The organism is Sphingopyxis sp., from assembly GCF_965279755.1.
Lineage (GTDB): Bacteria > Pseudomonadota > Alphaproteobacteria > Sphingomonadales > Sphingomonadaceae > Sphingopyxis.
The window spans coordinates 285,290-310,587 of sequence record NZ_OZ257261.1; the positions used below are offsets into that span (position 1 = coordinate 285,290).

Genomic DNA, 25,298 nt, shown 5'->3' on the forward strand with positions numbered 1-25,298 from the left:
AGGGAGCGGGCATGAAGGCATTGGCGATACCGCGAAAGCGGCTCGTTTCGATCATCGGCGGGTCGGCGGGCAACCTCGTCGAATGGTACGACTGGTTCGCTTACGCCGCGTTCGCCATCTACTTCGCGCCCGTCTTCTTTCCGAAAGCCGACCCCACCGCGCAGCTTCTGAGCACCGCCGCGATCTTCGCGGTCGGCTTTGTCATGCGTCCGATCGGCGCATGGGTGATGGGACGCTTTGCCGACACGCGCGGGCGCAAGGCCGGGCTGTCGCTGTCGGTCGCGCTGATGTTCAGCGGCTCGATGCTGATTGCGGTCGCGCCGACCTATGCCGTCGCGGGCCTGCTCGGTCCGGTGACCCTGCTCGTCGCGCGCATGTTGCAGGGGCTTTCGCTCGGCGGCGAATATGGCGCCAGCGCGACCTATCTGTCCGAGATGGCGCCGAAGGACCATCGCGGTTTCTGGGCAAGCTTCCAATATATGACGCTGATCGGCGGCCAGCTCTGCGCGATCTTCGTCGCGGTGATCCTGCAGGCCTTTCTGACCGAGGCCGAGCTTACCGCTTGGGGCTGGCGTATTCCGTTCGTGATCGGCGCCTTCCTCGCCCTCGCCGTCTATCTTCTCCGCCGCAATCTTGCTGAAACCCCGTCATTCGAAAATCAGGCGGTCGATCGGCCGGTTTCGACCGCACGGCTGCTGTGGAAGGAGCATCGGCGCGAGAGCATTCTTGTCGGGATGTTGTCGGCAGGGGGCGGGCTCGCCGCCTACACCTACACCAGCTATATGCAGAAATATCTGTTCAACACGGTGGGCTTCGACAAGGCCACCGCGACCTATATCATCGCGGTCGCGCTGATCTGGTTTACGCTCATGCAGCCGCTCTTCGGCGCGCTCGCCGACCGCTTCGGGCGCAAGCCGATGCTGCTGCTGTTCGGGATCGGTGGTGCGATTGTAGCCGCGCCGACCTTCCTGACGCTCGAAACCGTCACCTCGCCCATCACCGCGACGCTGCTGATCCTGATTCCGCTGACCTTCCAGGCTGGCTACACCGCGAACAATGCACTGGTGAAGGCCGAACTCTTCCCGGCGCACATCCGCGGACTCGGCGTCGCGCTGCCCTATGCGATCGGCAATGCCATCTTCGGCGGCACGGTCGAAATGATCGCGCTCGCGCTGAAAGGCGCCGGGGTCGAGTGGGTCTTCTATTTCTACGTTGCCGCGGTGATCGCTATGGCGGGGGTTGCGACGCTGTTGCTTCCCGAAACGAAAGAGCGCAGCCTGATCGTGGAAGACTAAGCGCGCAATATAGTTTCAAATGAAACCGGCGCTGCTATAGGCGGGGGCAACTTCAAAGGAGCATCCCATGGCCATGCGCGGCAAACCCAAGATGAACAGCAAGAAAATCGGCGACAAGGAGCTGAGCCCCGCAACGCTGATGATGGGGCTGGGGTACGACCCGACGCTGTCCGAAGGCTCACTGAAGCCGCCGATCTTCCTGACCTCGACCTTCGCGTTCGAAAGCGCCGCCGCTGGCAAGCGTTTCTTCGAGCATATCACCGGCAAGCGCGAAGGCCCCGCCGACGGCCTCGTCTATTCGCGCTTCAACGGCCCGAACCAGGAAATCCTTGAGGACCGCCTCGCGGTCTGGGACGGCGCCGACGACAGCCTCGTCTTTTCGAGCGGGATGTCGGCGATCGCCACCCTGCTCCTCGCGCTCGTCGGCCAGAATGACGTGATCGTCCACTCCGGCCCGCTTTACGCCGCGACCGAGACGTTGATCGCCCGCATCCTGTCGCGCTTCGGCGTCAGCTTTCTCGATTTCCCCGCCGGCGCCACGCGCGAGGAACTCGACACCATTCTGGACCGCGCCAAGACGCTCGCCGCCGAGAAGGGCGGCAAGGTGTCGCTCGTCTATCTCGAAAGCCCCGCAAACCCGACCAACGCGCTCGTCGACGTCGAAGCGGTTCGCGCTGCCCGCGACGCCGCTTTCCCCGGCGAGCAGAAGCCCGCGATCGCGATCGACAACACCTTCCTCGGCCCGCTGTGGCAGCAGCCGCTGAACCAGGGCGCCGAACTCGTCGTCTACAGCCTCACCAAATATGCCGGCGGCCACTCGGACCTCGTCGCAGGCGGCGTGTCGGGCCACCAGCATCTGATCAACGCGATCCGCCCGATGCGCAACACGATCGGCACGATCTGCGATCCAAACACGGCGTGGATGCTGCTCCGCAGCCTCGAAACGCTCGAGCTTCGCATGAGCCGCGCGGGCGAGAATGCGCTAAAGGTCTGCACCTTCCTTCGCGATCATCCGAAGGTCGAAGGATTGGGCTACCTCGGCTTCATCAGCGATCCGCGGCAGAAGGATATCTTCGACCGTCACTGCTCGGGCGCGGGATCGACCTTCTCGTTGTTCATCAAGGGCGGCGAAGCGGAAAGTTTCCGCTTCCTCGACGCGCTGAAGATCGCGAAACTGGCGGTCAGCCTTGGCGGCACCGAGACCCTCGCAAGCCATCCCGCGGCGATGACGCATCTTTCGGTTCCAGAGGAGCGCAAGAAGGCGCTCGGCATCACCGATAATCTGGTGCGCGTGTCGATCGGGATCGAGGATGCCGACGATCTTATCGCCGACTTCGCGCAGGCGCTCGACGCGGTTTGAACCGTAACTAACAACCCGCCGTGTGTCCCCGCGAAGGCGGGGACCCATCTTCGGCCGGTTCAAAATAGCGCCCGCTGGAGTTGGGCCCCCGCCTTCGCGGGGGAACATCAATATGGTTTAGCGCTTCCCCCGCCAGTCGACGACCTGCCATCCCATCGTCGGCGCCAGCAACTTCAGCTTTCGCGATGGGGTGGTCGCGACCGCCTCGTCGGCAAAATGCAGCATCGGGTGGTCCGAGACATGGTCTGAATAGGCGCGGACATGTGCCTGATCGCGCGTGATTTCATTGGCAGCGAGCCAGTCCGAAATGCGCGCGAACTTTGCCTCACCATAGCAATTGTCACCAGCGAGACGCGCGTGGACATGATCGGCACCATCAGGCTCGTCGAGTCGCGTTGCAAGAACGTCGTCTATTCCCAGCCGCCGCGCGATCGCATCGACATAAAGATGAAAGGATGCCGTGGCGAGAAGCAGGCGGTATCCTGCGGCGCGGTCGGCCGCGATCTGCTCGAGCGCCGCAGCGTGCAAACCACGTGCTATGACCTTGTCGGCATAGCTTTCGGCGAGCGGCGCAATCTCGCTGCGGCGAAAGCGTTTGCCGACGAGAAGGCGCAGATTGATCGCCTTCAGCCGCGACCGGTCGATCAGGCGCAGCGCATAGCCCGCCCCCGCCAGCCCGACGAGCGGCAGCAGAAGCAGCCGCCATTGCTGCCGGCGCCTTGCAACATGCATCAGGAAACCGCTGTAAGTTCCTGATCGCGTTATCGTCCTGTCCATGTCGTACATTGCCACGCGATGGGCATAGTCGGTGACGGTCGGGACGGTTTGCGGTTCCATGGCGCCGTTCATAAGGCCGCGCGTCGCGCGGGCCAAGGGGTGGGAATTACTTGCCGTCGCATGGCAAATAATACAATGTCCCCCGCGAGATGGTGGCCAGGGCGGATTTCGATACTAGCGACGGCGCCAACGGCGTGGCGGTTCGCTTCACCGGCCGCCTGACGCTGGCGCGGCTTGGCGATGTTCCCGCGCGGCTCGAGGAACTGGGCCCGATCGAATCCATCGACCTGTCCGAAGTCGAGCGCATCGATACGGTCGGCGCATGGATCGTGACCCGCACCGTCAACGAACATCAGGCGAAGGTTACTGGCGCCAGCCCTGAAGCACAGCGGCTGTTGGACGCGCTGAAGGACGACAAGAGCGAATATCGTGTTCATCGCGACCGCCGTTCTGCAATCGAGCGGATGCTTGAGCAAGTCGGCACCGCCAGCCTCGCCGTCTGGCGCGAACTGATCGGTATCATCGACTTTTTCGGGGCGATGATCATCGCGCTCGGTGTCCAGATTCGTGCGCGGCGCCGCCTCCGCTGGAATGCCGTCGTCACGCGCTTTCAGGCGGTCGGCGTCGATGCCCTGCCAATCATCGGCTTGATGAGTTTCCTGATCGGTATCGTCATCGCGCAGCAGGGCGCTGTGCAGCTCGAACAGTTCGGGCTGGAGGTGTTCACGATCAACCTGGTCGGCCGCGCCTCGATCCGCGAACTCGGCCTGCTGATGACCGCGATCATGGTTGCGGGGCGATCCGGTTCGGCCTTCGCTGCCCAGATCGGCACGATGAAGCTGACCGAAGAGGTCGATGCGATGCGGACGATCGGGGTCTCCCCGATGGAGGCGATCGTGCTGCCCCGCGTCGCCGCGTCGACCATCACCATGCCGCTGCTTGGGTTTTATGCCAGCATTTGCGCCATTCTCGGTGGCGGCGTCTTTTGCTGGATCGGCCTCGAGATCCCGCCTCTGACCTATATTCAGCGCCTGCGCGAAATCATTCCGATGACCGATTTCTACATCATGCTGATCAAGGCGCCGGTGTTTGGCGTCTTGATCGGCGTGACCGGCTGCTACGAAGGCATGCAGGTGCGCCAGAATGCCGAGGAAGTCGGCAAGCGCACCACCTCCGCCGTCGTCGCCGCCATCTTTCTGGTCATCGTGCTCGACGCCTTTTTCGCAGTCTTCTTTTCCTCGCTGGGATGGAACTGATGGCCGACGACATCGAGCAGCAGGAAATCAAGGACGAGCTTGCCGCCGCCGATGCCGTGCGGCCCGAGAAGTTCGAATATGCGATCCGCATTCGCGGGCTTCGCAACCAGTTCGGCGATGCGATCATCCACGACAATCTCGATCTCGATGTGCGGTCGGGGGAGATATTAGGCGTCGTCGGCGGATCGGGCACCGGCAAGTCGGTACTGATGCGCTCGATTGTCGGACTGCAGACGCCGACGGCGGGCGAGATCGAGGTCTATGGCAAGACGCTCGACACCATCACCGACGCCGAGGAGTCGCGCGATCTGCGTCGCCGCTGGGGCGTGATGTTCCAAGGGGGAGCGCTGTTCTCGACGCTCAGCGTCGCCGAGAATATCCAGGTGCCGCTGCGCGAATATTATCCGCGGCTCGATCAGCGCCTGCTCGACGAGATTGCAGCGTACAAGGTGCAGATGGTCGGCCTGCCGCCTGATGCGGGCCCCAAATATCCCGCCGAACTATCGGGCGGCATGGTCAAGCGCGCTGGTCTGGCCCGCTCGCTTGCGCTCGACCCCGCGCTGCTATTCCTCGACGAGCCGACAGCGGGCCTTGACCCGATTGGCGCGGCCAAATTCGACGAACTGATCCGCGAGCTGGCCGACACCATGGGGCTGACGGTCTTCCTGATCACCCACGATCTCGACTCGCTCTATGCAACCTGTGACCGGGTCGCGGTATTGGCAGAGAAGCATGTGATCGCGGTGGGCACGATTCCGGAACTGCTTGCCACCGAGCATCCATGGATACAGGATTATTTCAACGGGCCGCGTGGCCGCGCGGCCGCTGGCTGCAACATCGCCACCGAGCGGCAGGATAGGAAAAGCTGATGGAAACACGCTCGAACAATGTGCTCGTCGGCGCGTTCGTCCTGTTCTTCGTGGCCGCGCTGGCCGTGTTCGTCGTGTGGCTTGCCAACGACAGCGGCGGCACCAAGCGCGAATATGACATCTTCTTCAAACAGTCGGTCGACGGCCTGAACAAAGGCGCGCAGGTACAATTCTCGGGCGTTCCTGCCGGTCAGGTGCGCGAGATTGCGCTGTGGCCCGACGATCCGCAGTTCGTCCGCGTCCGCATCGAGGTGAATGAGGGCGTCCCGATCCTGCAGGGCACGACCGCCGCGCTCGAAGGCGTGGGCTTCACCGGCGTTTCGCAGATTTCGCTCGATGGCGCCGTCAAGGGGGCACCGGCGATCGCCGACAAGGGACCGGCGGGCAAGCCGGTTATCCCGACGCGCGTGGGCGGGCTGGGCGAACTGCTCAACACTGCGCCACAGCTGCTCCAGCGCCTTTCGACCTTGTCCGAACGGCTCGCCGAACTCGCCGACGACAAGAATCAGGAAAGCTTTGCGAACATCCTCAAGAATGTCGAAATGACGACCGCAACGCTCGCGCGCAACGGCCCCGCAATCGAGAAGGCGCTCGCCGACACACGGATTGCGATCCAGCAGACGGGCAATGCAGCCGAGCAGATCGGCAACCTCGCGGCCTCGGCACAGGGCACGATCGACCGCAACGTCGATCCCGCGATGGCGAATTTGCGCGATACGCTGAAGTCCGCGAATGAATCGATGAAGACTCTCGAGTCCGCGATCGCCGACGCGCGACCGGGCCTCAAGACTTTCAGCGACACCACCGTTCCCGAAGCCAATGCGCTGATCCGCGACCTTCGCCGCACCTCGGCCTCGCTGTCGAGCCTGACCGACAAGCTGGACCAGCAAGGCGCCGGCGCGGTGCTCGGCGGCAGCAAGCTTCCCGATTACAAGAAATGAGGATGCAGACCATGTCCATCTCGCTGCGAACCCTCCGCACTCCCCTGCTCGTCGCTGCGGCCGCGGTGACGCTGTCGGGCTGCATCGGGCTCGGCGGAAAGCCGCCGCCCTTTCTGCTGACGCTCGACGCCGACACCGCGCCGTCCGCCGGTGCAGCACGCACCGCCGCCGAAGCCGCGACGCTGACGATCCTGATCCCGACCGCGCCCCAGAAGCTCCGCACCCCGCGCATCCCGGTGCAGCAGGACGATTCGAGCGTGACCTATGTGAAGGACGCGCAGTGGGTGGAAGCCCCCAATCGCCTGTTCCAGCGGCTGGTCTCGGAAACCGTGGCGGCGCGGACATCGCGCGTCGTTCTCGACGAAGGGCAATATCTGACCGCGCCGGGCGAGCAACTGGCCGGACAGCTCATGGATTTCGGCGTCGATGCCCGCACGAACGAGGCGGTCGTCGTCTATCAGGCGATGCTCGTCTCGGCGGGCGGCAAGAGCGTCACGCAGCGCCGTTTCGAGGTGCGCGAACCGATCGGCGGCAAAGTCGAAGCGAAGCCGGTCGGCGAAGCGCTGACGCGCGCCGCGAACAAGGTCGCGGTCGACGTGGCTGGATGGCTGGGCGGCTGAAGAAAGCGCGGCAATGGGCGTCGTCACCGTCCTGATGCTTCTGACCCAGCCGGCGGTCGCACCGGCCGATTTCGCCGCAGGTCGCACCGCGACGATCTTCGCGACGATCGACCGGTCGGAATGGTGCCCCGCAGGCAATGTGCGCCTCGATCTCGTCACGGGCCGGTTCGCCCTGACATCGGGTGCGTCGCGGGATGTCTGTCAAACGAAGGATCTGCAGCGCCCCGTCAGGGACGGGCAGCTCGACGAGGCTCAACTTGGCGCGCTTCGAACAGCCTATTCCCACGCGCGGGAGCTGGGCCTGACCCTTTGCGCCGACGGCAAACGCCCCGACCGCATCGTGTTCAGCAATGGCGGACCGTCGATCCTGGTGCTGACCAACGGGGCACAGACCACTGCGGCGCCCGACGACCTCGCCTGCTGGACCGACGCGGCGATCGGCCTCGACCGGACGCTTCAACAGACATTCGGCACGGCGCCGCGGCGCGTGGCCCCGAAAACACCCTAACCCAACAGACTCTTCGATGCCTGTTCGGTCACATCGCGCGACAGTCCCGGCTGCGCGAGGATGCGCTGCAGTTCGGCCTTCATCATCGCCGCGCGCGCCTCGTCGAAGCGCTTCCAGCGGCCGAGCGGCGGAATCATCCGGGCCGAGGTCTGCGGGTTCTTCGGATCGAGCGCGATGACAAGGTCAGCGATCAGCCGATACCCCGCACCATCGGCCTGATGGAACGCGGCCTGATTGCCCGTCAGCGCGCCATAGAGCGAGCGAACGCGGTTCGGGTTCGACAGGGTGAAGTCGGGATGCTCCGCCAGCCCGCGCACCGCATCGACCGTATCGGCGCGCATCGACCACGCCTGCACCTGGAACCATTTGTCGAGCACGAGCGGATTGTCACGATAGCGCTGGTAGAAGATATCGAGCGCATGCGCGCGCTCGTCGCTGTCGCCGTGTGCCAGCGTCGCGAGCGCCGCCTGCCGTTCGGTCATCCCGTCGGCGTCGGAGAAGATGCCGAACGCCAGCGCGGGCACGTCGGCCAGCCCCGTCGCCGCGAGATAGGCGAGCGCGACGCCGCGCAGACGGCGGCCGCCCTTCGCCTTGCGCGACAGGATCGCCGCGGGCGGCGCGCCTTCGCCCAGAATCGCGCGCCATTCGCTTTCCAGCGCCACCCCGATCGCCGCCTGCAGCGCCAGCCGCTCGCGGCGGATCGCGTCGGGATCGACGGTGACCATCTGATCGCCGATGAAGGCCTCGCTCGGCAGTAGCACCGCCTCGGCAACGAAGGCGGGATCGGCGGCGCGGTCGTTCAGCGTCGTCGCGACCGCCTCGATCACCGCACGATGGTCGGCCGTTTCGCCCGACACCGCCGCGACCAGCGTGTCGAGCATCAACTGCTGCAACGCTTCATAGCGTGCGAACGGATCGTCATCATGCGCGGCGAGCCAGGCTAGCTCGCCCTCCTCGCGCGCGAAATCGACGATCACCGGGGCCGAAAAGCCGCGGTTGATCGAAAGCATCGGCCGGCTGCGATACTGGCCAAGCGATACCGACATTTCCGCACGGTCGAGCGGGACGAGCCGCTCCTCCTCCACGCCATGGCCGCCGTCGAGGTCGAACGCCTTGATGCGGAGCGGGATCAGCGTCGGCGCCTTTTCGGGCTGGCCGGGGGTCGCGGGGACCGACTGCACCAGATGCAGAATCCGTTCGCCGCTTGCAGGATCGGTGTCGATCCGCGCAGCGACGCGCGGGGTACCAGCCTGGCTGTACCAGAGGCGGAACTGCTGGAGGTCGACGCCCGCGCCTTCCTCGATCGCGCGGACGAAATCCTCGCACGTCGCCGCCTCGCCATCGTGGCGATCGAAATAAAGATCGGTGCCCTGCCGGAACCGCTCGGGACCGACCATCGTGTGCATCATGCGGATGATCTCGGCGCCCTTGTTATAGACGGTCGCGGTATAGAAGTTCGAGATTTCCTGATAGCTGTCGGGACGGATCGGGTGCGCAAGCGGCCCGGCATCCTCGGGGAATTGTGCAGCACGGAGCAGGCGGACATCCTCGATCCGTTTGACCGGTGGCGAGCCCATGTCGGCCGAGAAATTCTGGTCGCGAAAGACGGTGAAGCCCTCTTTCAGACTGAGCTGGAACCAGTCGCGGCAGGTAACGCGGTTGCCCGACCAGTTATGAAAATATTCATGCGCGACGACGCCCTCCACGCCGTCATAATCGAGGTCGGTCGCGGTATCGGGATCGGCGAGAATGTAGCGGGTGTTGAAGATGTTCAGCCCCTTGTTCTCCATCGCCCCCATGTTGAAGTCGCTGACCGCGACGATGTTGAACAGGTCGAGATCATATTCGCGGCCATAGACGCGCTCGTCCCACGCCATGCTGTCCTTCAGCGCCTTCATCGCGTGGCCGGTGCGGTCGACATCGCCGTCGCGGACCCAGATGCCCAGTTCGACCTTGCGCCCCGACATCGTGACGAATTCGTCGCGATTGACGACAAGATCGCCGGCGACGAGCGCGAAGAGGTAGGAGGGCTTTGGCCACGGATCTTCCCACAGCGCCCAGTGATCGCTCCCCTCCTCGCCCGAGGCGATGCAATTGCCGTTCGACAGCAGGATCGGGAAACGCGCCTTGTCGCCCGTCATCCGTACCTTGTACCGGCTGAGGACATCGGGCCGGTCGGGGTGGAAGGTGATACGACGAAATCCCTCGGCCTCGCACTGGGTGCACAGCATCCCGTTCGACGCATAGAGCCCCATCAGCTGGGTATTGGCCGCCGGATCGATCGCGGTGTCGATCTCGACCGTCGCCGCGGCGCGGTCACCCAGATCGACGATCAGGTCGGGACCGTCCATCCGCCAGTCGTTCCAGCCCTCGCCATCGACGCGCACGCCCAGCGGCGTCAGCCCGTCGCCGCGCAGCGTCAGCGGCGCCGGCGTATCGCCATGGCGGACCACCGACAACGCCGACGACACGCGCGTCTCGTCGATGCCGAGCGCGAAATCGAGCGCGATATCGGGCACCTGCCACTCGGGCGGGCGATAGTCGCCGCGGTGGATGGTGACGGGAACGGGCGGCGTGGAAGAAGCGTCGGTCATGCACTGGGGTCTAGGCGCGGCGCCGCAGGCGCGCAATAAGGCGCGCGATGGCGAAGATGCTGATTTTCGGAATGGGCTATGCGGCGGGACATCTCGCGTCGCGGCTGGGCGCGCGCGGCTGGGAGGTCACGGGCACGACGCAGGACGGGCGCGGCGACAGCCTGTCGTTCGCGGACGAAGCCGCCGTGCTCGGCGCGCTGCGCACCGCAACGCATGTCCTGTCATCGGTGCCGCCGGTGGACGGCGTCGACCCCGTCCTCGGCCGCTATGGCGACGCCGTCGCGCTCGCGCCCGCCCGGTGGGTCGGCTATCTGTCGTCAACGGGCGTCTATGGCGACAGCGGCGGCGCGTGGGTCGACGAGAGCGCGCCCGTCAAAGGGCGCCGTCCCGACCGCAACGCCGCCGACGCAGCGTGGCAGGCGCTTAGGGGCGACGTGCGCGTCTTTCGCCTGCCCGGCATCTACGGCCCCGGCCGCTCGATCCTCGATCGCATCCGGGAAGGCCGCGCACACCGGATCGACCTGCCCGGACAGGTGTTCAGCCGCGTCCATGTCGACGATATCGCGGGCGGCGTCATCGCCTCTTTCCGCAGCCCTGCCGGGGTCTACAATCTCGCGGACGACGAGCCCTGTCATCAGAACCGGCTCGTCGAATGGGGATGCTCGATGCTGGACCTCCCCCTGCCCCCGCTTCAGACGCTCGACGAGGCCGGGCTTTCGCCTGCCGCGCGCGCCTTTTATGCCGAGAACCGCCGCGTCGTGAACGGCAAGGCGAAGCGGCTGCTGCAATGGACCCCGCGCTACCCGACGTTTCGCGAAGGCCTCGCCAGCCTGTAGCTAGATCAGGATATCGACGGTGTGGATCAGCACGCCCACCAGCCCGCCGACCAGCGTGCCGTTGATGCGGATATATTGCAGGTCGTCACCCACCGCACTTTCCAGCCGGTCGGTGATCGTCTTGGCATCCCAGCCGCGGATCGTGTCCGACACCAGTTTCAGCGCGGTCTCGCCATAGCTGTCGACCATGCCGACCACGGCGCGGCGCGCGTAGCGGTTGAGCGTCCGCTTGATACCCTCATCCTCGCCCAGCATGGCGCCGAACTGGGTGACCAGCTCGCCAAGCTGGCCCGCCAGCATCGTTTCGGGATCGCGTGCAGCCTTGAGAAGCGCGCTGCGGCCCTGTTCCCACAGGCCGTCGAGCCAGCGCTTGACCGCCTTGTTCTCGAGCAGCTCGTCGCGGACCTTCGCGACCTTGGCCTTGACCTCCGGGTCGTGCTGCAGGTCGAGCGCCATCTTGGCGAGCCCTTCCTCGACACGCAGGCGGAGCGGGTGCGTCTCGTCGACCGCCATTTCGCTCAGCAGCTTGCTCAGCCCCGCGACGATTCGGTTCGAAATACTCTCGTCCAGCCCGGTAAAGCGCACGATCGCGTTGCTGTTATCGTGGACCATCTGGTGGATCAGATGCTCGTTGAGTTCGAGCGTCTTCGATCCCCATTTCACCATCGCGTCGAGCAGCGGCTGGTGCCGCCCCTCGGACAGCGCGGCCTGCAAGGCCTGCCCCAGCAGCGGCGCGACATCGAGTTCGCGCAGGCGGTCGGCGATCGCCGATTTGACCATGCCGCCGAGCCGCTGCTGGTCGAGGGCGCCAAGCGCGTCGGCGATGATACGCGAGGCACCGAGCTTGAGCCGCCCTCCACCCTCGGCCGGCTGTGCCAGGAATTTGCCGACCGCGCCCGCAACGTCGAGCGTCTGCATCTTGCGCGCGATCAGGCGCGGCAGCAGGAAGTTGGTGAGCAGGAAGCGTGCGAGCGTATCGCCGATGCGGTTCTTGTTGCGCGGTACGATCGCGGTATGCGGGATCGGCAGCCCCATCGGATGGCGGAACAGCGCAGTGACCGCAAACCAGTCGGCGAGCCCGCCGACCATCGCGGCCTCGGCAAAGGCGCGGACGAAGCCAACCGCAGGGTGGACGTCCTGATAATATTTCGCCGCGACGAAGACCGCAGCCATCACGACCAGCAGTCCGGTCGCCACGACGCGGATATTGAGCCCGCCAGTCGGAACGGAAACGCCCATCGGCCGCGAGAATGCTTGGTCGGTCATGCGAATCAAATGGCGAAGGTCGCCAAAGGTTGCAACCGGCGCGGCATGGCGCCGCACCGGTTGCGTATCATTTTCACTCTGCGGGCTCGGGCGTCGGCGCCGCGTGCGGCTTGGTGTCGTCGCCCTTGCGATAGGTCAGCAGGTTCCGTGAGAAGAAGCCGCCCAAGCGCTTTTCGATGCTGTCGGCCAGGCTGAAGCCCGCGGGCACGATCAGCAGCGTCAGCATCGTCGACAGGATCAGGCCGCCGATCACGACGACGCCCATCGGCGCACGCCACGCCCCGTCGCCCGACAGCGAGATGGCGGTCGGCACCATGCCCGCAACCATCGCGATCGTGGTCATGACGATCGGCTGCGCGCGCTTGCGCCCGGCGTCGATCAGCGCCGCATTCTTTTCGATCCCATGGTCCATTTCCTCGATCGCGAAATCGACGAGCAGGATCGAGTTTTTCGCGACGATCCCGAGCAGCATCAATATGCCGATATAGACGGGCATCGAGATTTCCATGCCGGTGATCCACAGGCCGAGCAAACCGCCCAGCGGCGCGAGCAGCAGCGAGGACATGTTCACCGCGGGCGACAGGAAGCGGCGATAGAGCAGCACGAGCGTCGAGAAAACGAGCGCCAGCCCCGCCAGAACCGCGATCACAAAGTTGGTGATCAGTTCTTCCATGAACTTCTGCTGGCCTTGGACGATCTTGCGGATGCCCTGCGGCATATTCTTGACCGAGGGCAGCGCGTCGATCTTGGTCTGCGCATCGCTGGTCACCAGCCCCTTCACCAGATCGGCGCCAATCACGATGCGGCGGGTCTGGTTGTAGCGGCGGAGCTCGGTCGGTCCGGCGCCGAAGCTGATCTCGGCCACCGACTTCAGCGGCACGGTCGTGCCGCGCGTCGTCGGCACCGGCAGGTTTTCCAGCGTCGCGAGGCTGCGACGCGAATCTTCGGACAATAGGACGCGGATCGGGATCTGGCGGTCCGACAGCGAGAATTTCGCTGCATTCTGGTCGATGTCGCCCAGCGTCGCGATACGGATCGTCTGGCTGAGCGAGGCCGTCGTCACGCCAAGATCGGCGGCGAGGTCCATGCGCGGGTTGACGATAATCTCGGGCCGCGGAATGTCGCCCTCGATCCGCACCGCGCGCAGTTCCTTGAGCGCGCTCATTTCCTTGACGATCTGCAGCGCATGCTTCTCGAGCGCGACCGGGTTGTCGCCGCCGATGATGAAGCTGATGTCGCGGCCCGAAAAGCCGCCCGCCTGACTCTGGAACGACACGCGCGCATCGGGAATCGCCGCCATCTTGGGCTGCAACGTGCGCTCCCAGTCGACGCTGCTCGTCTCGCGCGCCTTCTTCAGCGTGATATAGACGCCGCCGCCGCCGACATTGACGTCGTAAAAGGCGTTTTCGACATTCTTGTCTGCCATCAGGATCGTATTGATCTGGTTCGAGATCACCTCGCTCTGCGCCAGCGTCGAGCCGGGCGGCAGTTCATAGGTGATCTGGCTGTAATCGCTGTTGATCGTCGGCTGGAACTGGCTGGGGAGCACCGTGAACATGAAGCCGGTCCACACGAGCGCTACCACGCCGATCCCGACGATCCACACGCGGTGGTCGAACAGGCGGGCGCGCGCGCGCTGCGCCATCGACATAGCCCAATGGGAAAAAGTCCAATTGGACATGCCAAGCATGCCGAAGGCCCAGGATATAATTCCAAACGCGACCGCGAAGGCGACTGCACCTGCCCATGCAATCAGTACCGTTGTGATCGGGGTCAAGACGCCGACCAACCACAACAGCGCCACCAACACTGCCGCAATCGCAGCAAACCGCGCATAGCCAACCGCGATTGAACCCAGCGTTTCACGGCGAGTCCAAACCGTCATGGCGCCCAAGGCGATCTGGAATATCGAGACCAGCAAAAAGGTAACAATGACAGCCAGCGGCGTGAACAGCAGAAAATGCAGCGCCGCGTTCGGCGCATCTTGGCCGACCTGAACAGGCTGAAAATACTGCCAAACCATCACCACCGCAGCCACAGCGGCGAAGATCAGAGGCAGAATCTGAAAGATCAGCCGCGTGCCGGTCAGATCATAACCGGTGCGCTTCAACTTATGCTTGCTGTCGTCGAGCGTCCAGCGCAGCAGATTTTCATAGCGATCGACCCACGGACCCGAGGCATGATCCTGCTCGCCCTGTGCAGACAGGAAATAGGCCGCGATCATCGGCGTGATCATGCGCGCGACCGCGAGGCTGACGAGCACGGCAAAGACGATTGTCATGCCGAACTGGATGAAGAATTGCCCCGACACGCCGGGCATCAGCGCAACGGGCAGGAACACCGCGACGATCGACATCGTCGTCGCGACCACTGCGAGGCCGATTTCATCGGCGGCGTCGATCGACGCCTGATAGGCGGTCTTGCCCATACGCATATGCCGGACGATATTCTCGATCTCGACGATCGCATCGTCGACGAGCACCCCCGCAACCAGGCTGAGCGCGAGCAGCGACAGGCCGTTCAGCGAAAAGCCCATCATGTCCATGAACCAGAAGGTCGGGATCGCCGACAGCGGGATAGCCAGCGCCGAGATCAAGGTTGCGCGCCAGTCGCGCAGGAACAGGAAGACCACGACGACCGCCAGAATCGCGCCTTCGATCATCGCGAGCATCGAGCTGCGATACTGCTCCTTGGTATATTCGGTGCGCGTGAAGAGGATCTTGAAATTGACCTTGGGGTTGTTTTTCTTGATCTCGGCGAGCTTCTTCATTGCCTCGTCATGGACGGTGACGTCCGACGAGCCCTTGGCCTTTTCGATCGAGAAGGACAGCACTTGCCGTCCCTCGATCTTGGCGAGGTTTCGCTGTTCGGCATAGCCGTCGGTCACCGTCGCGACGTCGCTGAGGCGGATCGTGCGGCCGTTGCCGAGCGAAATCTGATAGTCACCCAGTTGGTTCGCCGACCCGGCGTTGCCGAGCACGCGCACCGCCTGTTCGGAGCCGGCGATCTCGGTACGGCCGCCTGCGGCGTTGACGTTGACCTGGCGCAGCTGCTGGTTGATCTGGCTCGCGGTGACGCCGTAGCTCTGCATCCGCGCCGGATCGAGAATGACCCGTATCTCGCGATCGACGCCGCCCGAGCGGCTGACGCGCGCCATGCCGGGAATCGAAAGCAGATCCTTGGCCACCGTGTTGTCGACGAACCAAGACAGCTGTTCGAGCGTCATGTCGGTCGCTTCGACCGCAAAATAGGTGATCGGCCCGCCCGCGAAATCGACACGCACGACCTGCGGCTCGAGGATCCCGTCTGGCAGGTCGCTGCGGATCTGCTGCACCGCCTGGTTGACGTCGTTATAGGCGCGGTCGATCGGCGTACCGATCGCGAATTGCACCATCGTGCGGCTATTGCCCTCGCCGACATAGGAGGACATGTCCTCTACGCCGCTGACCGCGCGCACCGCGGCCTCGACCCGCTGCGTCACCTGCGTCTCAAGCTCGGTCGGCGCGGCGCCCGGCTGCGAAACGACAATCTGAACCGCTGGAAATTCGACGTCGGGATTGTCGTTGACATCCATCCGGTTGAAACTGACGATACCCGCGAGGAGCAGCAGCGCGAACAGCACGATCGGCGGCACCGGATTGCGGATGCACCAGGCGGAAATGTTGCGAAAGCTCATGATTCAAACGCCCTTTTGTGCGCGTGCTGCCTGGATGCGGTTCGTTACTGCGACGACTTTTGCACCACCGGCTTGACCTTGTCGCCGGGGTTGAGGAAGGCGCCGGCCAGAACGATGACGCGTTCGTTTCCGGTCAGCCCCGACGCAATCGCGACGCCCGCATCGGATACCGAACCAACCTTGACGGGGCGCCGTTCGACCATGTCGTTCTTACCGACGATCAGCACGAAGCTGCCCTCGGGTCCGCTCTGCACTGCGCTTTCGGGAAGCAGCGGGGCCTCCGCCGTGCCCGAAACCAGCCGTGCGTCGGCAAAGCCGCCCGGGCGTAGCGCGGCGCTATAGGGAACGGCGATGCGGACCGTGCCCTGACGGGTGTCCATGTTGACGATCGGCGAGACCTGCCACACCTGTCCTGCGATCTGCAGGCTGGTGCCCACGGGCGTAATCGTCGCGCGGGTGCCGACCTTGATCCGCTGCAGATCGGCTTCGGCCATCTGCGCGAGCATTTCCATCTCGCCGCCCTTTGCCATGCGGAACAGCACGCCGCTGCCCGCGCCGACCACCTGTCCGGGTTCGACCTGACGCGTCAACACAAGGCCTGCTTCGGGCGCGACGATATTGAGACGGCCGTTGCGCGCGACAGCCTCCTGATACTGTGCCTGCGCAACGCGGACGCGCGCATTGGCGGAATCGCGGGTTGCGCGCTTGCGATCGAGATCGGCCTTCGAGATGAAGCCGCGACCGACGAGCGCCTGCGCGCGGTCGAGTTCGGCCTGCGCAAGGCTCGCGTCGGCCTGAGCCACCTTGATCGAGGCGGAAAGACTGGCGGCCTGCTGGGACTGAACCGAGCGGTCAATCACCGCAAGCGTCTGGCCTGCGCCGACCCACTGGCCCGGCTCGACAAGGACGCGGACGACCTGACCGCCCTCGCCCGCCACCCCGACCGGCATCTCGCGGCGGGCCGCAATCGTACCATTCGCAGCGATCGCCGCCTGCACCGACACGCGGCCGGGAACCATGACGGTGACGTGGGGAATATTCTGCGCGCCCTGCCCGTCGGCTGTCGCGGCGCCGTCGCTCCGGCCATGGGTGAAGGCGTACCACACGCCGATCAGCACCACCGCGATCAACGCCACCGCGGCGATCGTCAGCATCCGCTTGCGACGGTTTTCCGCCTCTTCGTAAAAGCTTTGCGTCCCCGCCAGGCTGTCCATCGAATCCACTTTCCGTTCGTAGTTCACACCACATCCCCTCCGCCATCGGCAGTCGCCGTAGCCCGTCGCCCAAAGCAACACGCCCGGCCCGTCAAGGCAGGATCATCCCTTTGAAGGTGTATTACCCTATTATATCACCACGTGCAAGAGGCGAAACGTTGCCGCCCTCGCCCCCCGCGGGCCGCGCCTCATAGGGAAGTTGTTCGCCGATATCCAGTGGTTGGCGCACGAAAATGGGGCGGCCGAACCAGGTCGACCGCCCCCATTTTCACACCACGGTCCGGATCGGACCGCATCGCCGATGATCGGTTAGCGAACCCTGCCGCGCCGGATCAGATTGACGATGGCAAGCAGGATGATTGCGCCGATAAACGCTGTTACCAGCGTCCGCCAGTCGAATGCATCGCCACGCAAATGGCCACCGCCAAGGAAACCGCCGAGCAGCAACCGGCCGAGAATCGAGCCGATGCAACCGACAATGATGTTCAGGAAGATGCCTTGCTGGGCATCGGTTCGCATCACGATGCTGGCAAGCCAGCCAATGATACCGCCCATGACAATTGCGATAATGAAATCAATCATATTGTGACCCCCTACGATCATTCTGGCGCCTGACGGGCAGGCCACCGGTTGGTAACCTAAATATTTGCAATCGCCTAGCGAAATGGCTGCGATCAGAGAAGCACCCCAGCAACACAACCGGGCGCGGCCCAATCGTTCGACGATAGTCCAGAAATGCGAGAGAGCGCCAAAAGGTTCCCGGCCGCGATCCGTGGGCCGCAGCCGGGAGAGGAGGATCAGTTCCGGTCGGGGAACTGCTCCGGGTCGCAGGGACGGCATAAGCAGCCTGCCTTGACGGTGGTGTGACGATCGTCACAGGGGAAGGAATTATTTGCATGACGGCAAGCGCCCGCGCGCAGGAGCCTCGAAAGGGCGCATGCGAAATGGGGGCCGACATCGCTGCCAACCCCCACTATCCGGTTTTATCCCTCGCACCGCACTCCGCACCTTCCCGACCTGCCATCCTTTCGAACGGCGAGCCGCGAACGATCCGTCGCAGCGGGCGCCGGAACAATCCGGCGACGGTTTGGTCGGCCCCCTTTCGGGGGCCGGCCTCACCTGAAAGACCCTTCATCATCTTGTCCGTGCCTCTGCCGAAACAGCTGCGCTTTCAGAGCGATGGACTGTCTTTCATGTACCCGATCTGGTTCGCCTCAACTCGTGGGAATCGCTGCGTTCCGTGATCAAGCTATCGATAGATTTCCTCGTAAATCCAGTCCGTTATCTTCTGGCCAGTCTTGCAACTACCCTTCATGTCCCGGCGGCTTTTCGTCTCCGTCTTCCGATGATTTGAAGCTGTCACGAACCGATTTCGTCGCCAACAAAAAATGCGCGGGAAAGCCGTTTCGGAGCCCCGCGCTTGTGGATAACTCCGGCATTAGCAACAAGCGAATTCGCTGCAGCATTTTTGTAACAAGAGTGCAGCATTTTCGGATTCAATTGCCGCGCCGCAGCAATCGAATCGCGGGGACGGCCCGGCCCGAATCGCGTCGCGACTCAGGCGCGGCCGAGGTCGCCCTTGCCCACGGTCCCCGACGCCATTTCGAGCATCCGGTCGAGGCTCTTCTTCGCGCCGAGACGCAGTTCCTCGTCCATCTCGATCCGCGGCTGCAGGTCGCGCAGCGCAAGATACAGCTTCTCGATCGTGTTCAGCGCCATGTACGGGCAGATGTTGCAGTTGCAGTTACCGTCGGCGCCGGGCGCGCCGATGAAGGTCTTCTCCGGCAGCGCACGTTCCATCTGGTGGATGATATGCGGTTCGGTCGCGACGATCAGCGTGTCGCCGGGGAAGCTCTTGGCGAACTGCAGGATGCCGCTGGTCGATCCGACATAGTCGGCATGGTCGACGATGTGCGGCGGGCATTCGGGATGCGCCGCGACGGGCGCGCCGGGGTGCTGCGCCTTCAGCTTCAGCAGTTCGGTTTCGCTGAACGCCTCATGGACGATGCACACGCCCGGCCACAGCAGCATGTCGCGGCCGAACTTGCGGTTGAGATAACCGCCAAGATGACGGTCGGGGCCGAAGATGATCTTCTGCTCGGGCGGAATCTGGGCGAGGATCGTCTCAGCGCTCGAAGACGTGACGATAATGTCGCTGAGCGCCTTCACCTCGGTCGAACAGTTGATGTAGGTCAGCGCGATATGATCGGGGTGTGCGGCGCGAAAACGCGCGAACTGTTCGGGTGGACAGCTATCCTCCAGGCTGCAACCCGCGTCCATGTCGGGCAGGATCACCGTCTTTTGGGGCGACAGGATCTTCGCGGTCTCGGCCATGAATTTCACACCGCAAAAGGCGATGACGTCGGCGTCGGTATCCGCTGCCTTGCGCGACAGTTCCAGGCTGTCCCCGACGAAATCGGCGAGATCCTGAATCTCGGGCTTCTGATAATAATGCGCAAGGATGACGGCATTGCGTTCCTTGCGGAGGCGTTCGATTTCGGCGCGCAGGTCTAGGCCCGAGAGATTCTCGCGGATGGGAGCAGTCATGGCTTTATCCTTATGTGGCTTTGCCTTGCGCGCCCTGTACACGGCCCCGCAGGACAGGGCAATCAGCCACCAGTCAACTTCGCGGCAAGCGCCGCAACCGGCGGTGCCAGCCCCAGCAGAAAGATGGATAGCCGCACCACAACGACAATGGCGGCTAGCGCTTTCGTCGCCGGATGCACCCTACCCAGCGTCCGCCGGTCGTGAAGCGCGATGACGCCGACGACGGCGAGCTGGATCAGCCCGACCGGAATGTCGGCCCAACCGATCATCAACGGCATCGGGAGCAATCGCCCGAGCGCGGGTTCCAATATGACGATCGTCGCGCCGATCATCAGCCGACGATGCCATTGGGTGTCGCCGCGCCAGCGGATCGCCGCCATCACCATCCAACCGAAGACGATCGCCTCGACGATCGTCAGCGCCAGAAAATGCGCAGGCGTAAAGAAAGGCGGAAAGCGATGCAGCACCAGCGACGCCAGCCCGGCGAAAATCCCGAGAGCGGTGATCAGCGTCGCAAGCGCCGCGCCCGCCCAGCCGAGCCGCCGGTGCAGGCCCATGTGACCGCGCGCCTCCAGCGTCGGCTGAGCAATCAACAGCCCGAGCCACGCGAGCATCGCGACCCCGTGCAGATGCACCCACCAAGGCGCCTTCGCCGGATCGACGAAACCGCGCAGCGCGAACTGCAGAAAACCCAATATGATGAAGGCAGCGAGGCCGATCGCCATTCGTTGCCAGAACCGTTCGGCGCGGGCCGCGCCTTCCGCTATCGTCGCCATGCCGCACCCCCGCTTGGCTGGAAATCGCCGCGGGTCTTAGCATGAAGCTGTGAAAACGGGAACCGGCAGCTATTCGCCGGCGAAGCGAGCGCTCACCTTTGCGTCGATCCCCGCCGCCTTCAGCGGCATGGCGAAGCTCTGTTCGACCGCCGTCCGCGCAGCGCCTTGAGCAAGCCGCATCGGGGTCGTGCCCTTCGCCTGCTTGATCAATTCTTCCTGCGCGGCCTTGCGGTTCGCCGCGTCGAGCGTCTTTTCGGCATCGGTCAGCGTCAGCAGGATTACGCCGTCGCGAAACTCGCTGATCGCGTCGATGTCGATCTCCGGCCCTGCAAGCCGCAGCGGCGGCAGAGTCACGGTCAGCGCCTTGGTGGCACCGTCCCAGTCGAGGTCGGACTGCTTCAGGCGGCCGAGGTCGAGTTCATAGCGGACGGTACCCGGCATGATCAGCGTCTTTTTCGCCTCCAGCCCGAGCCGCGTCTGCGTCGAGGTCACCACCGCGACATAGCGCGCAGTGAAGGGCACGAGGACATTCTGTTCCTGCAGCCCTTGCAGGCTCGCCGCGACGACGGTCTCGGGATCATAGCCGCGCTGCCAGTCGCGCCAGGCGGAGAACGCCCACCAGGCGGCCAACGCGATAAGCGCGGCAGCGGCCAGCAGAATGAGGCGCGGCAGAAGGCGCGGCGCTGGAGAACTGTCGGTCATGGCGTTGTATAGTCCGAGCAATCGGGTGCCGGCTGATCCATGTCATAGCGCGACGTCGCGGGGTTATAGCGGAGCACGCGGTCATAGGTGCAGGCGGGATCCCTCGCGCGGACCAGATCGGCCCGCTTCAACTTGCCTTCGCTATTGTCATTCGACCGGCGCGACGTCCGCGGAAAGGCTGTCGCCACGGCGCGATAGCTGAGCGTCGGAAAGATCGCCTTGCCCAAGGGCGCGGCAACAAGCGTCGCGCCGAAATCATAGCTGTCGTGACACGCCTCCAGCCGGTCCTTCATATCGGCCTCGGAAAAGCAGGCGCGGATCAGCAGCGACCCGCTCCACGGCACTTCAAGCGCTTCCTCGCCGAGCCGGGCAGTGCCCGCCGCCGTATCGAGTTCGATCAGGTGGAGCTGCGAAGCCGACCCGCCACCGCCCGAATACATGCTCGTCTGGCCGGTCAGGATACCGAAGAGATAGCGGTTCGCGCCGCCCTCGCCTCCGGCCCGGATCAGCCTGGGCCAGAGTTCGATCGATTGCGCTTCGGCGAACTCGGGAAGCGTCAAAGAAACGGGCGCGCTGCCGGACGAAGCGACGCGCAGCACCGCACCGGTCGTATCGCCGTCTTCGGTCGGCGGCACTTCAAGGCACAGGCTGCGGTCGGGCAGGCACTGGCTCGCACCCTCGCCCGCGACCAGCGTCACGAGCGGGCCCGATGCGGGCACAGCGGTGCCGGCGGCCGCGGCCGCGAGGATCAGCGACAGCGTCATGCCAGTTCCCATGCTTCCTGCCCGGGCTCATGATCCGCGCGAACGCGAACCAGGCCGCGCGCTTTCAGGTCAAGCAGATGCGCGAGGACCGAACGGCCTGCAGCTCCCGTCAGGCGCGGGTCGAGGCCTTTATACATGTGACTGACCATGACGGGGATCACCGCCGTGCCCTTTTCAAGCTCGCGCAATATCTGCCGCTCGCGCTGCTTGCGGTGGCCGAGCATGCCACGGACGAGCTGCCTCGGCTTGGCAACGGCAGGGCCGTGCGCCGGATAATAGACGCGGTCATCGCGATCATAGAGCTTCGACAGGCTCGCCATATAGGCCGCCATGTCGCCGTCGGGCGGGCTCACGACGCTGGTCGACCAAGCCATCACATGGTCGCCGGTAAACAGCGCGCGGCTTTCGACGAGCCCGAAACATAGATGGTTCGACGTGTGCCCCGGCGTCGCGACCGCCTCCAGCGTCCAGCCGTCGCCCGAAATGCGCTCGCCATCGGTCAGCACGCGGTCGGGGGCATAGTCGGTGTCGAACGCCGAATCCGCGCGCGGCCCGTCGTCGGACAGCGCCAGCGGCGCGCAGCCGATGATCGGCGCGCCCGTCGCCGCCTTCAGCGGCGCGGCGGCGGGGCTGTGGTCGCGGTGCGTGTGCGTGCAGACGATCGCGGCGATGCGCTGGCCCTGAGTGGCCCGCAGGATCGCATCGACATGGCCGACGCCGTTGATGTCGGCGGGGTCGCCGATGCTGAGCCCCGATCCGGTCGGGCCGGGATCGATCACCGCGACGTCGCTTCCCGCTCCCACGATCCACGTCTGCGTGCCGGTAAAGGTATAGGGGGACGGATTGGGCGCGAGCACGCGGCGCACCAGCGGTTCATGCCGTTCGCATTCGCCGGCACGGATCGTGTCGGGCCAGGGCCTGTCTTCGCTCATGCATCCCATGTGGCACCGGGTCCGCCAAAGGAAAAGGGCGCAGGCATGAAAAAGCGGCGGACGAGAGAAAGGGAGCGGGACGGACCGCTCCCTTTCCCCGCCCCTGACGCCGGTCTTACCGGGGACGAAGACCGGCGTCGAAGCTCACGGCCGGCGGGGTCCTGACTCCCCGCCGGCACGCGTTTTCCGGAAGTCTATTTGTCGGCTTTCTCGATGTCGGCGATCGCCTTGTCGAGATCGGCTGCGACCTTCGCGCGCATCTCGGTCGACAGGCCGCGGGCGCGTTCGCCCTCGGCGAAGGCTTCGCGCGCTTTCTTGAGCGCAGTCAGCCGTGCGGCGCGGCCTTCGGGGCCGTCGTTGCAGGCATACATGACGACGCGGCTGCGCTTGTTGCCGTCGGATTCGTCGCGGTTCACGATTGGCGGCGTCTTGCCGCCTTCGCCGCAGCGCAGGATCATCGCCTGCCCCTGAACCGGCGCCCATGCGGGCATGGCGGGCATCGGAGGCAGCGGAGCCATGGGCGGCATCGGTGCCATAGCGGTGCGGAGACGTTCCTTGCGCTTCGTCTCCAGCTTGTCGGCGATCGCGTCGGCCTTGGCCCCGGTAATGCCCTGCTCTTTCAGCGTCGCGAGCACATCGTCGCGCGACAGGCTGCCGGGCATGCGAATTTCGACGCGCTTGAACTGACCGTCGGCGGGCGCGAACATCATCGCCGGATGGCCCTCGCCCCCGCTGCCCTCGCCATCGCGGCGGATGACGATGCGGTGGACTTCGCGTTTCTTGCCGTCCTTGTCCGCGGTATCGCCGTCATGTTGTTCGGTGAAGATCATCACGCCCGGCGCCGCGGGCGCAGCCGGGGCTTCGGGTGGGGTCGGCGCATCGGGTGCGTCGGGCGCGGCCAGCGGCGGAGGCGGTTCAGGCACGTCGGCGGGATGCGCGATGGCGATGCCGGCCGGAACCAGCGTCGCGGTCGTCGCGAGCACGGCAAGCGTGGCGCCGCCAACGAGCAGCTTGCCGATCAGGCCGCGCTGCTTCGAAATATCCTCCCTCGTAAGCATCGTAAGTCTCTCCTGCAGATTGTCGTGGACTGCCATCGGCGCCGCCAGCGAAAGCCGCGACCCGACCGCCGCCTTGGCGATGGCGGTGGCGTAGCGGGCGGTGCGCAAATTACGCGGCGCCTCGTCGGCCCCGGAGCCCTTCATCGTCAGGACGCGGGCGTCGCACGCTGCCTCCTGATCGAAGCGGAAGGCGCGGATCGCGCGCCAGGCGAAAGGGTTGAACCATTGCGCCGCGAGGAGCAGCAATGCTGCGGCGTTCGCCCACAGATCGCCGTGGCGATGGTGCGCCAGTTCGTGATCAATCGCGAGCGCGCGCTCCTCGGCAATATAGCGCCCAAAGAAATCGTTCGGAACCGCGACGAACCGGCGCCAGAGGCCAAAGGCAACGGGGCCGTCGACCGCATCGGTCATGATCAGCCGGATCTTGCCGAGCGATTCGAGCTCGACCCCGCCGCCGAGCACATCCTCGCGGAAGCGCCGGTGCGCGACCCACGCCGACACCAGCACGAAAACGACTCCCGCGACCCACAGCGCAAAGAGATAGGGCACGGCATCGGCAAGGCCCCACGCCGGCGCGGCCGATGTGACCGGTGCGGCAGCTGCTCCGGCCCCTTCGGCGATGTCGACCAGCACGACGTCGGCGGGCACTACTGGCGTCGCCGCCACCATTACGGGCTCGGCGAAGGGCAGCGGCGGCAGAAAGAGCCGCAGCGCTGGAACGAGCCAGAGCATATAGGTGAGCTGCGGACCGAAATGGCGCGCAAAGGGCTTGCGGATCAAGAGGATCGCAAGGACGAGGACGGCCGTGGTGATCATCGTGTCACCCCAGACCTGAAGGATCGTTTCGGCGCTCATGACTTGAGCTTCCGCAGCAAGGCTTCGATCTCGGCAATGTCGGTGTCAGTCAGCGCCTCGCGCTCGGCGAGATGCGCGATCATAGGACTGACGCGGCCACCGAAGAGGCGGTCGACGAAGCGCTGTGATTCCTCGCCGACCGCCTCGGCGCGGTCGATCGCGGGGCGATAGAGATAGCGGCGGCCGTCGGCCTCCGCCGTCACCGCGCCCTTCTGGACCAGCCGCGCAAGCAACGTCTTGACCGTTGCCTGTGTCCAGCCGTTGATCTTGCCGATGCGTTGGGTCAGGTCGGCGGCGGTCTGCGGGGCTTTGTCCCACAGCGCCGACAGCACCTGCATCTCCGACTCGCTCGCTCGCTCCGCCATATCGGAACCCCTCCCTTACTGGCGCTGACCTGCTATGCGACTACAAATGTAGTCAATCGGCTGAATACTTCCTGAACGAAGCTGAAC

Annotated in this window: 21 protein-coding genes; 8 read left to right on the forward strand and 13 right to left on the reverse strand. The window is 64.8% G+C overall.

Annotated elements, in window-relative coordinates; all coding sequences use genetic code 11:
- The first annotated feature begins 11 nt into the window (after nucleotides 1-11).
- The gene (locus ACQY80_RS01500) at nucleotides 12-1,295 is read left to right on the forward strand and encodes an MFS transporter (protein WP_428682932.1); all 1,284 of its coding nucleotides are present in this window, start codon (nucleotides 12-14) and stop codon (nucleotides 1,293-1,295) included.
- A gap of 67 nt (nucleotides 1,296-1,362) precedes the next feature.
- Nucleotides 1,363-2,655: a cystathionine gamma-synthase family protein gene (locus ACQY80_RS01505; RefSeq protein ID WP_428682934.1), complete on the forward strand. Its 1,293-nt coding sequence runs from the start codon at nucleotides 1,363-1,365 to the stop codon at nucleotides 2,653-2,655.
- Nucleotides 2,656-2,772: 117 nt separating this feature from the next.
- On the opposite strand, the gene ACQY80_RS01510 is transcribed toward ACQY80_RS01505, so the two are convergent.
- Nucleotides 2,773-3,492, reverse strand: coding sequence for an HAD family hydrolase (locus tag ACQY80_RS01510; protein ID WP_428682936.1), 720 nt, complete (start codon nucleotides 3,490-3,492; stop codon nucleotides 2,773-2,775).
- Between the two features lie 89 nt (nucleotides 3,493-3,581).
- Between ACQY80_RS01510 and ACQY80_RS01515 the strand changes: the two genes are divergently transcribed.
- From ACQY80_RS01515 to ACQY80_RS01535, 5 genes are read left to right on the forward strand one after another with little or no spacing between them, the layout of a single operon-like run.
- Nucleotides 3,582-4,688, forward strand: a complete 1,107-nt coding sequence (locus ACQY80_RS01515; RefSeq protein ID WP_428682938.1) for an ABC transporter permease — start codon at nucleotides 3,582-3,584, stop codon at nucleotides 4,686-4,688.
- Nucleotides 4,688-5,557, forward strand: a complete 870-nt coding sequence (locus tag ACQY80_RS01520) for an ABC transporter ATP-binding protein (RefSeq protein ID WP_428682940.1) — start codon at nucleotides 4,688-4,690, stop codon at nucleotides 5,555-5,557. Before ACQY80_RS01515 ends, ACQY80_RS01520 begins: the two co-directional genes overlap by 1 nt.
- Complete coding sequence (locus tag ACQY80_RS01525; RefSeq protein ID WP_428682942.1) at nucleotides 5,557-6,498, forward strand: MlaD family protein; 942 nt, start codon at nucleotides 5,557-5,559, stop codon at nucleotides 6,496-6,498. Before ACQY80_RS01520 ends, ACQY80_RS01525 begins: the two co-directional genes overlap by 1 nt.
- A gap of 2 nt (nucleotides 6,499-6,500) precedes the next feature.
- Nucleotides 6,501-7,118: an ABC-type transport auxiliary lipoprotein family protein gene (locus ACQY80_RS01530; RefSeq protein WP_428682944.1), complete on the forward strand. Its 618-nt coding sequence runs from the start codon at nucleotides 6,501-6,503 to the stop codon at nucleotides 7,116-7,118.
- Between the two features lie 13 nt (nucleotides 7,119-7,131).
- Nucleotides 7,132-7,626, forward strand: coding sequence for a hypothetical protein (locus ACQY80_RS01535; protein WP_428682946.1), 495 nt, complete (start codon nucleotides 7,132-7,134; stop codon nucleotides 7,624-7,626).
- Here ACQY80_RS01535 and pepN read toward each other — a convergent pair.
- Nucleotides 7,623-10,220, reverse strand: coding sequence for an aminopeptidase N (gene pepN / locus ACQY80_RS01540; protein ID WP_428682948.1), 2,598 nt, complete (start codon nucleotides 10,218-10,220; stop codon nucleotides 7,623-7,625). The two genes, ACQY80_RS01535 and pepN, sit on opposite strands and share 4 nt — an antisense overlap.
- 47 nt (nucleotides 10,221-10,267) lie before the next feature.
- On the opposite strand from pepN, the gene ACQY80_RS01545 reads away from it, so the two are divergent.
- Entirely contained in the window at nucleotides 10,268-11,056 is a 789-nt protein-coding gene (locus ACQY80_RS01545; protein ID WP_428682950.1) for an SDR family NAD(P)-dependent oxidoreductase, read from the forward strand.
- Here the strand turns inward: ACQY80_RS01545 and ACQY80_RS01550 are convergent, their stop codons facing one another.
- The 11 genes from ACQY80_RS01550 to ACQY80_RS01600 form a co-directional block, all read right to left on the reverse strand.
- A complete protein-coding gene (locus ACQY80_RS01550) occupies nucleotides 11,057-12,322 on the reverse strand; it encodes a DUF445 domain-containing protein (protein WP_428682952.1) in 1,266 nt (421 codons plus the stop codon).
- Nucleotides 12,323-12,395: 73 nt separating this feature from the next.
- Nucleotides 12,396-15,998: an efflux RND transporter permease subunit gene (locus ACQY80_RS01555; protein ID WP_428682954.1), complete on the reverse strand. Its 3,603-nt coding sequence runs from the start codon at nucleotides 15,996-15,998 to the stop codon at nucleotides 12,396-12,398.
- A 44-nt stretch (nucleotides 15,999-16,042) separates the two neighbouring features.
- Nucleotides 16,043-17,212, reverse strand: coding sequence for an efflux RND transporter periplasmic adaptor subunit (locus ACQY80_RS01560; RefSeq protein WP_428682956.1), 1,170 nt, complete (start codon nucleotides 17,210-17,212; stop codon nucleotides 16,043-16,045).
- A 309-nt stretch (nucleotides 17,213-17,521) separates the two neighbouring features.
- A complete protein-coding gene (locus ACQY80_RS01565) occupies nucleotides 17,522-17,794 on the reverse strand; it encodes a GlsB/YeaQ/YmgE family stress response membrane protein (protein WP_428682958.1) in 273 nt (90 codons plus the stop codon).
- Nucleotides 17,795-18,769: 975 nt separating this feature from the next.
- The gene (gene nadA / locus ACQY80_RS01570; protein WP_428682960.1) at nucleotides 18,770-19,759 is read right to left on the reverse strand and encodes a quinolinate synthase NadA; all 990 of its coding nucleotides are present in this window, start codon (nucleotides 19,757-19,759) and stop codon (nucleotides 18,770-18,772) included.
- Nucleotides 19,760-19,821: 62 nt separating this feature from the next.
- Nucleotides 19,822-20,535 (reverse strand): adenylate cyclase, encoded by a 714-nt coding sequence (locus ACQY80_RS01575; RefSeq protein ID WP_428682962.1) that lies wholly within the window; start codon nucleotides 20,533-20,535, stop codon nucleotides 19,822-19,824.
- 69 nt (nucleotides 20,536-20,604) lie between these two features.
- Nucleotides 20,605-21,237, reverse strand: a complete 633-nt coding sequence (locus ACQY80_RS01580) for a DUF4230 domain-containing protein (protein WP_428682964.1) — start codon at nucleotides 21,235-21,237, stop codon at nucleotides 20,605-20,607.
- Nucleotides 21,234-22,001 carry a hypothetical protein gene (locus ACQY80_RS01585; protein ID WP_428682966.1) on the reverse strand — a complete coding sequence of 256 codons (768 nt, stop codon included), beginning with the start codon at nucleotides 21,999-22,001 and terminating at the stop codon, nucleotides 21,234-21,236. Before ACQY80_RS01585 ends, ACQY80_RS01580 begins: the two co-directional genes overlap by 4 nt.
- On the reverse strand, nucleotides 21,998-22,933 hold the full coding sequence (locus tag ACQY80_RS01590) for an MBL fold metallo-hydrolase (protein WP_428682968.1): 936 nt from the start codon (nucleotides 22,931-22,933) through the stop codon (nucleotides 21,998-22,000). The genes ACQY80_RS01585 and ACQY80_RS01590 overlap by 4 nt, the downstream gene beginning before the upstream one ends.
- A gap of 194 nt (nucleotides 22,934-23,127) precedes the next feature.
- Complete coding sequence (locus tag ACQY80_RS01595; protein ID WP_428682970.1) at nucleotides 23,128-24,846, reverse strand: M56 family metallopeptidase; 1,719 nt, start codon at nucleotides 24,844-24,846, stop codon at nucleotides 23,128-23,130.
- Nucleotides 24,843-25,211, reverse strand: coding sequence for a BlaI/MecI/CopY family transcriptional regulator (locus ACQY80_RS01600; protein WP_428682972.1), 369 nt, complete (start codon nucleotides 25,209-25,211; stop codon nucleotides 24,843-24,845). Before ACQY80_RS01600 ends, ACQY80_RS01595 begins: the two co-directional genes overlap by 4 nt.
- Between the last annotated feature and the right edge of the window lie 87 nt (nucleotides 25,212-25,298).

What these genes read in the sequence shown, in the direction of transcription:
- ACQY80_RS01590 (WP_428682968.1), bottom strand. Translation starts at nt 22,933, where the DNA reads ATGAGCGAAGACAGGCCCTGGCCCGACACGATCCGTGCCGGCGAATGC.
- ACQY80_RS01535 (WP_428682946.1), top strand. Translation starts at nt 7,132, where the DNA reads ATGGGCGTCGTCACCGTCCTGATGCTTCTGACCCAGCCGGCGGTCGCA.
- ACQY80_RS01530 (WP_428682944.1), top strand. Translation starts at nt 6,501, where the DNA reads ATGCAGACCATGTCCATCTCGCTGCGAACCCTCCGCACTCCCCTGCTC.
- ACQY80_RS01595 (WP_428682970.1), bottom strand. Translation starts at nt 24,846, where the DNA reads ATGAGCGCCGAAACGATCCTTCAGGTCTGGGGTGACACGATGATCACC.
- ACQY80_RS01560 (WP_428682956.1), bottom strand. Translation starts at nt 17,212, where the DNA reads ATGGACAGCCTGGCGGGGACGCAAAGCTTTTACGAAGAGGCGGAAAAC.
- ACQY80_RS01505 (WP_428682934.1), top strand. Translation starts at nt 1,363, where the DNA reads ATGGCCATGCGCGGCAAACCCAAGATGAACAGCAAGAAAATCGGCGAC.
- ACQY80_RS01555 (WP_428682954.1), bottom strand. Translation starts at nt 15,998, where the DNA reads ATGAGCTTTCGCAACATTTCCGCCTGGTGCATCCGCAATCCGGTGCCG.
- ACQY80_RS01600 (WP_428682972.1), bottom strand. Translation starts at nt 25,211, where the DNA reads ATGGCGGAGCGAGCGAGCGAGTCGGAGATGCAGGTGCTGTCGGCGCTG.
- nadA (WP_428682960.1), bottom strand. Translation starts at nt 19,759, where the DNA reads ATGACTGCTCCCATCCGCGAGAATCTCTCGGGCCTAGACCTGCGCGCC.
- pepN (WP_428682948.1), bottom strand. Translation starts at nt 10,220, where the DNA reads ATGACCGACGCTTCTTCCACGCCGCCCGTTCCCGTCACCATCCACCGC.
- ACQY80_RS01580 (WP_428682964.1), bottom strand. Translation starts at nt 21,237, where the DNA reads ATGACCGACAGTTCTCCAGCGCCGCGCCTTCTGCCGCGCCTCATTCTG.
- ACQY80_RS01525 (WP_428682942.1), top strand. Translation starts at nt 5,557, where the DNA reads ATGGAAACACGCTCGAACAATGTGCTCGTCGGCGCGTTCGTCCTGTTC.
- ACQY80_RS01585 (WP_428682966.1), bottom strand. Translation starts at nt 22,001, where the DNA reads ATGACGCTGTCGCTGATCCTCGCGGCCGCGGCCGCCGGCACCGCTGTG.
- ACQY80_RS01575 (WP_428682962.1), bottom strand. Translation starts at nt 20,535, where the DNA reads ATGGCGACGATAGCGGAAGGCGCGGCCCGCGCCGAACGGTTCTGGCAA.
- ACQY80_RS01520 (WP_428682940.1), top strand. Translation starts at nt 4,688, where the DNA reads ATGGCCGACGACATCGAGCAGCAGGAAATCAAGGACGAGCTTGCCGCC.
- ACQY80_RS01510 (WP_428682936.1), bottom strand. Translation starts at nt 3,492, where the DNA reads ATGGAACCGCAAACCGTCCCGACCGTCACCGACTATGCCCATCGCGTG.
- ACQY80_RS01565 (WP_428682958.1), bottom strand. Translation starts at nt 17,794, where the DNA reads ATGATTGATTTCATTATCGCAATTGTCATGGGCGGTATCATTGGCTGG.
- ACQY80_RS01515 (WP_428682938.1), top strand. Translation starts at nt 3,582, where the DNA reads ATGGTGGCCAGGGCGGATTTCGATACTAGCGACGGCGCCAACGGCGTG.
- ACQY80_RS01550 (WP_428682952.1), bottom strand. Translation starts at nt 12,322, where the DNA reads ATGACCGACCAAGCATTCTCGCGGCCGATGGGCGTTTCCGTTCCGACT.
- ACQY80_RS01500 (WP_428682932.1), top strand. Translation starts at nt 12, where the DNA reads ATGAAGGCATTGGCGATACCGCGAAAGCGGCTCGTTTCGATCATCGGC.
- ACQY80_RS01545 (WP_428682950.1), top strand. Translation starts at nt 10,268, where the DNA reads ATGGCGAAGATGCTGATTTTCGGAATGGGCTATGCGGCGGGACATCTC.